Raw genomic sequence first — 1871 nt, 5'->3', positions numbered from 1 at the left:
CCCAGCTGAACTGGTTATTCTGAGATTGAGTTGCAATGTTTTCATGAAACCTGACCGCTAAAGCATCCAATTGCTCATCATCATTTTTAAGTGATGCATCATGCAGGCAACGGGCGAATTGTTCGAGTTTTAACAGGCCAGCATGTTCCACATTCTGACTTTGTTCAACATTTAACAGGTTGCCCCAGAGCTTCTGCAGACCGGGGAAATCCTGTATCGCCAGATATTCAACGCGGGCATCTTCCACCAGTCCGATAAAAAACAGCTGCGCCGGGCTGAGTTGTTCGGCGGAAATCGGTGCTCGGGTATATTGAATATGGGCTGCCAGATGGGCGGCCTGAGCCCGATAGAGCGCCAGACCACTGACACCTTCAATATCATCCACAGCATCCGGAAGATGCATCACAAAATGGTCGATATAAGGTTTGAATCCTTCGTAATCTGCTGCGGTGGGTCGCAGAAAAAAATCCCTGCCCCATAATGCCCGCAGATAAAAATTCAGTTTGCGTTGAGTATCAATAAACAACGTACCGCGACGCTCCTTCTGCAGCATTTTCTTGCTGTCAGCGGTTTCCAGGGCAAAGTATTTGACCAGGCTGTTCAAATCGCGACGGTAAGCCTCGGCACCAAAGTTGGCCCAGCGACGTAAACCGGACAAAGTAAGTTTGGACAATAATTCATCCATAATACCCAGCATAGGTCTTAAGCCACGGGAAGATTTGGCTGACAGCTGATGAATCAGGTTTAAATAACCGCGTAATAATTCTGGGTCACCCAATCGCCGGGCAGCAATTGGCAGACTATGAATCATCAGTGCAATGACCTCACCTGAGGTCATTGACGATAATTTCATCGCCGCATTGATGCAATCACGAATGACATCTTCACCACATTCTTTGACAACTTGTGGAATATCTTCCAGAAAGGCAACCACCAGCTCTTTACCCCGACCCAGCTCTGCCAAGCCTTTGGCGCCTTCCATATATTCCTGCAAACCGGCAGGCGACATGATTCTGGCTGCATCCTGAAAAGTACTGTCCAAGGTATGCACCAGTTCTGGCGCTATTTTTTCAAGCTGTTCGCGGTAATCGTTTAGATTGACGCTCATGATGTGATATCCAAACCGGAGAAACCGGGTCGGCCTTTATCAACTAACAAAGAAGGTATGAACAGCGGCTTCCAGCGTTTCACGCATATCCGGATCATCAGTCAATGGTGTGACTAACGTCATCTGGCAGGCAGCCAAAGGCTCAACACCTTCTGCAATCATTTGCCCTGCATAGACCAGAAGACGGGTGGAAATACCTTCATCCAGGCCATGACCTTTCAGGTTGCGGGCACGATGCGCAATCTGTACCAGTTTTTTGGCTATCTCAGCATCGACACCGGTTTCCCTGGCGACAATTTCGGCCTCCAGCTCGGCGTCAGGATAATCAAAATTCATTGCACCGAAACGTTGCTTGGTGGATTGCTTGAGATCTTTCATCAAGCTCTGATAACCGGGATTGTAGGAAATCACCAGTTGAAAATCTTTATGGGCTTCGACCAATTCACCTTTTTTATCCAGCGGCAGGCTGCGACGGTGATCGGTTAAGGGATGGATAACGACGGTTGTATCCTGACGTGCTTCCACTACTTCATCCAGATAACAGATAGCACCGATACGGGCAGCCGTGGTCAATGGACCATCCTGCCACTTGGTACCATCTTTATCGAGCAGAAACCGCCCAACCAGATCGGAGGCGGTCATGTCTTCATTACAGGCAACTGTGATCAACGGGCGGCCCAGTTTCCAGGCCATATATTCGACAAAACGGGATTTACCACAACCGGTCGGACCTTTAAGCATTTACGGCATACGGCGCGCGTCA

At 48.9% G+C, this 1871-nt stretch carries 1 protein-coding gene and 1 pseudogene; both read right to left on the bottom strand.

Translation table 11 applies throughout. From position 1 onward, the window contains the following. A pseudogene (locus B3O33_RS05430) lies at positions 1-1108 on the bottom strand (VWA domain-containing protein); the annotation flags it as partial. Between the two features lie 39 nt (positions 1109-1147). Then, positions 1148-1849 carry a CbbQ/NirQ/NorQ/GpvN family protein gene (locus tag B3O33_RS05425; RefSeq protein ID WP_414673274.1) on the bottom strand — a complete coding sequence of 234 codons (702 nt, stop codon included), beginning with the start codon at positions 1847-1849 and terminating at the stop codon, positions 1148-1150. Positions 1850-1871 lie beyond the last annotated feature (22 nt).

This window comes from Methylophaga sp. UBA1464 (assembly GCF_002325665.1).
Taxonomy (GTDB): domain Bacteria; phylum Pseudomonadota; class Gammaproteobacteria; order Nitrosococcales; family Methylophagaceae; genus Methylophaga.
Note: the sequence above shows the minus strand (reverse complement) of the source record. Positions and strands in the feature narration are given on the sequence as shown.